The organism is uncultured Rikenella sp., assembly GCF_910579375.1.
Lineage (GTDB): Bacteria > Bacteroidota > Bacteroidia > Bacteroidales > Rikenellaceae > Rikenella.
Genome location: NZ_CAJTUJ010000143.1, coordinates 1 through 4,576 on the forward strand (window position 1 = coordinate 1; position 4,576 = coordinate 4,576).

A 4,576-nucleotide genomic window follows, 5' to 3' on the forward strand; every position below is an offset into this window, starting at 1 on the left:
AGACCTTGGCCCTAGCAGCACGGGCAACCGTGCGGACGGTCGTCAGTTGCGGTGCCTCTCGGAATAAACGGAAAATGCTTGCGATTCGAAGAATCGCGCGGGCCGAAGCCTCCCCCAGCGGAGGCCCGCAAGTAACGTTGCTTTTGGACCCCGCAGGCTTCGACCCGACAAAGCAATACCCTATTCTTCCGGGTTCGCAACAGTTCAGCCCAACACACAGCTCTAAACTCGCCCCAATTCTTTCGGTTTCGGGCTGCGCGCTCCGGGGGTGGACCGAAGGTCCAGCGCGCAAGCCCGGCGGTTCAAAGAACCGCAAGAACTCGACCTTTTTGTAAGATTCGTCCTCGGCGCGCCTCTCCCGCGCCCGTGCCTTCGGGCACTCCGATCGGGCAGCCTCGGCCCAGTTCTTCGATGCGCGCCGCCGCGCGCGCCCGTCGCGCATCCGGAGAATATTGTTAATTTTGTCTCCGATGAAAACGCAGGAAATTTCAGTACCGCGCCCGGGAAAACCGGAAGCCCCGTCGCGCATCGTGATCGGCGAAGCCCTGCCCTTGCTCGACACGCTGCTCGCCGGACGACGCCCTATCGTCATCACCGACCCGAACCTGGCAGCATCCTATCCGGAACTGATCGGACGCTATCCCCATATCCAGATCGGACTCGGCGAGACACAAAAAACACTGACCACCATAGAACAAGTCTGTCGCGAGCTGCTCCGAATGGAAGCCGACCGCGGCTCGTATATCGTCGGCATCGGCGGCGGCATCGTGACAGACATCACCGGATTCGTCGCCTCGGTTTATATGCGCGGCGTGAGCGGCTTCGGTTTCGTAGCCACCTCCCTGCTCGCTCAGGCCGATGCAAGCGTCGGCGGAAAGAACGGCGTCAATCTGGACGGCTATAAAAACCAAATCGGAGTTTTCAACCAACCGGACTTCGTGCTGTGCGACCAGACGATGCTCGCGACACTCCCCGCACGGGAGTTGAGAGCCGGTCTGGCCGAAGCCATCAAGTGCGGATTGATCGGCGACGCCGCCCTGTTCGAAGCCTTCGAAGGAGAGACATTCGAGACACTGACCGGTAACCCGGAACTACTCCACCGCATCCTCTTCGCCACAGTCGGACTGAAAGCCCGGGTAGTAGCGGCGGACGAACAGGAACATGGCGAACGGAAACTGTTGAACCTGGGCCATACTTTCGGCCATGCGATCGAGAAATGCACGAGACATTACCTGCACGGCGAGGCGGTAGCCATCGGTCTCAGCGTGGCTGCCGGAGTAGCCGTTAAAGCCGGCCTGCTCACGGCAGATGAAGAGGCCCGGATTGCCCGAGCAATTCGCGGAATGGGGCTGCCGACCTCGATCGATCCCACGCTCGAAGTCACTGCATCGCAGTTGATTGCCGCCGTTGAGGCAGATAAAAAACGAGAAGCGCAGGAAATCGATTTCGTCTTGCCATCCGGACTCGGCCGATCGGTTCGTCGCCGAATGCCGCTGACAGAGTTGGAGACGCTGATTACGGACACTTTATAGCAAGATACTCCCGCCCCGGGCCACCGCTATTCCCATTCGGGCGCGCTGATGGGCATAGCCAACTGCGGGTTCGTCTGGTCTTCCGTCACAAGCGACATCTATGGTTTGGACTTGCTTTTCAGCGTGACGAGTCTCGGACTTGGCTATTCAGACTACCGCGCCCATGGTTTTCAGTTGCGTTGCCTCTCGGAATAAACAGGGCGAAAGGTACTCGAAAGACAGCCGTGTCTACCCAAAAGCTACCCCAAGCAACAGGCACCTCGACCCCAATTAAAACGAAATCGGACTGCCCATAAACAATAAGCCCCAGCCCCTACCGTTTCAAGCACACAAACCGCAGAGAAAAATATGAAACTCAGTGAACACCGCGGAAATATGCTACACGGCGTACTGCTGATCGCCCTGTTCAGCTGCGCCGCTTTCTGGATCGCCGAGACCCGCTGGGTGAGCAGCCTCTCGCTCAGCCCGTTGATCGTCGGGATCATACTCGGAATGCTCTACGCCAACAGCCTCCGCAACCGGCTGCCGGCCACCTGGGTGCCCGGCATCCTCTTCTGTTCCAAACGACTGCTGCGGATCGGGATCATCCTGTACGGCTTCAACCTCACCTTCCAGGATGTCGTACAAGTCGGTTGGGCCGCTTTGGTGATCGACGCCGTGATCGTCGCCGGAACCATCTACGGCGGGATCTGGATCGGACGACTCTTGAAAATGGATCGCGGAATCGCCCTGCTGACCTCCGTCGGGAGCGGCATTTGCGGCGCCGCAGCCGTGCTCGGAGCCGAAGCCACCATCCACAGCAAACCTTATAAAACCGCCGTAGCCGTCTCCACCGTCGTGATCTTCGGGACGATCGCCATGTTCCTCTACCCCGCTCTGTACCGGAACGGCATCCTGGAGCTCGACCCGGCACAGATGGGGCTCTATGCCGGCGCGACGCTGCACGAAGTGGCCCACGCCGTGGGAGCCGGAAACGCCATGGGCGACGAAGTGGCCGACGTGGCCGTCATCGTCAAGATGATCCGGGTGATGATGCTCGTCCCGGTCTTGCTGCTTCTTGGCTTCGCCATCGCGCGCGCACGGGCACGAAAATTGCAGCAACGCGGCAACACGGCAGCAACCTCTGACAACGGAAGCGGCAAAGTGTCGATTCCGTGGTTCGCCGTAGGCTTTTTGGGAGTCATCGCTTTCAACTCGTTCGGCCTGTTGCCCGAAGGAGTGATCGCCTTCCTCAAACAATTGGACATCTTCCTGCTGACTATGGCCATGACCGCGCTCGGAGCCGAAACCAGCATCGAGAAGTTTCGCAAAGCAGGCGTCAAACCCTTTATACTGGCCGCTATCCTCTTCGTGTGGCTGATGGGCGGCGGATACCTTTTGGCCCGATACCTCGCTCCGGCATTGATGTAACGCCGGGTTGTAAAAACGACACAAACAACTAAAAACCAATATTTATGAACTTCCTGACAGACGAAAAGCTCACCATCGTCGGCGCCGCCGGCATGATCGGTTCGAACATGGTACAGACCGCCATCATGATGGGCCTCACCCCGAACATCTGTGCCTACGACCCGTTCGCCCCAGCGCTCGAAGGGATGGCCGAAGAGATGTACCACTGCGGTTTTGAAGGGATCAACCTCACCTGGACCAACGACATCGCCGAAGCGCTCAAAGGCGCGAAATACATCATCTCGTCGGGCGGTGCGGCACGGAAAGCCGGAATGACCCGCGAAGACCTCCTGAAAGGGAATGCCGAAATCGCCGCCCAGTTCGGGAAAGACATCCGCACCTACTGCCCGGATGTGAAACACGTCGTCGTGATCTTCAACCCGGCCGATATCACCGGACTCGTCACCCTGATCTATTCGGGGCTGAAGCCGTCTCAGGTCAGCACCCTCGCCGCTTTGGACAGCACGCGGCTCCGGACGGCGCTGGGACAGCATTTCGGCATCGCGCACGACCGGGTGACCGACGCCCGGACGTATGGCGGACACGGCGAACAGATGGCCGTTTTCGCTTCGACCGTCAAGGTGGACGGCAAACCGCTGACCGAGCTGATCGGCACCCCGGCCCTGACCGACGAACAGTGGGCCGCCATCCGGCAACACGTGATTCAGGGCGGGAAACGGATCATCGACCTCCGGGGTCGGTCGTCGTTTCAGAGCCCGGCTTACGTGTCGGTCGAAATGATCCGCGCAGCGATGGGCGGCGCTCCTTTCCGCTGGCCGGCAGGGGTGTACGTTTCGAAAGGGGGATTCGACCACATCATGATGGCGATGGAAACCACGATCGACAAAGACGGGGTACATTATAAGGTACCGACCGGGACAGCTCAGGAGACCGAATCGCTGCAACAGAGCTACGGACACCTGTGCAAGTTGCGGGACGAGGTGATCGGCATGGGTATCATTCCGGCCATTTCGGAATGGGCGGGATTAAACCCTAACTTGAAATAGTCGGGGTTATTTTAAATTGACAGCAGGGCCGGATCTTTGTTCCAAAGATCCGGCCCTGCTACGTTTGCTCTGTTGAGGATCAGTCTGACAATGTCCTCTCATCCGCCGCCCCGGGCTTCCGCAGCAATAGCAGTAAGGATGCACTACTGAGCGTCGGAAGTGAGGGTTCCGTCTGGTCGGCTTCGAGCGATGATACGCGGGGCTACTATTTACGTTTCCTGCCGAATGCGACTCAGCCGAGCAATTCGGATATCCGTGGTCTCGCTCTTCCGTTGCGCTGCCTCTCGGAATAAACGCCGCGGGCCCGCGGTGGGCAAGGGGCAGGAGCTACCCTAATATTAGACAGCCTCTACCCTACTTTTGAGCTGAATCCTGCGGTTCGAAGAGCCGCCCGGGCCGAAGCCTCCCGCCGCGGAGGCCCGCAACTGACGTTGCTTTTGGGCCCCGCAGGCTCCGGCCGCGAAAGCAATCCCTAATTCACTACCTCTTTAACAAAGCGGATCGGACACCCGGGAGGAACGGCAACTCTCGACGCGCGAGCGGCGTGTTGCGGGCCTCCCGAGGGGAGAGGTTCGGCCCGCGCGGCTC

Annotated in this window: 4 protein-coding genes; all 4 read left to right on the forward strand. The window is 59.5% G+C overall.

Translation table 11 applies throughout. The features are described 5' to 3' along the window. Nucleotides 1-470 precede the first annotated feature (470 nt). The 4 genes from aroB to QZ302_RS08725 all read left to right on the forward strand — a co-directional run bounded on the left by aroB (nt 471) and on the right by QZ302_RS08725 (nt 3,988). Nucleotides 471-1,532, forward strand: coding sequence for a 3-dehydroquinate synthase (gene aroB / locus QZ302_RS08710; protein WP_294594527.1), 1,062 nt, complete (start codon nt 471-473; stop codon nt 1,530-1,532). 48 nt (nt 1,533-1,580) lie between these two features. Further along, nucleotides 1,581-1,727, forward strand: coding sequence for a hypothetical protein (locus QZ302_RS08715; protein ID WP_294594529.1), 147 nt, complete (start codon nt 1,581-1,583; stop codon nt 1,725-1,727). A 180-nt stretch (nt 1,728-1,907) separates the two neighbouring features. After that, nucleotides 1,908-2,942: a YeiH family protein gene (locus tag QZ302_RS08720; protein WP_294594532.1), complete on the forward strand. Its 1,035-nt coding sequence runs from the start codon at nt 1,908-1,910 to the stop codon at nt 2,940-2,942. A gap of 44 nt (nt 2,943-2,986) precedes the next feature. Next, complete coding sequence (locus tag QZ302_RS08725; protein ID WP_294594530.1) at nt 2,987-3,988, forward strand: malate dehydrogenase; 1,002 nt, start codon at nt 2,987-2,989, stop codon at nt 3,986-3,988. Nucleotides 3,989-4,576 lie beyond the last annotated feature (588 nt).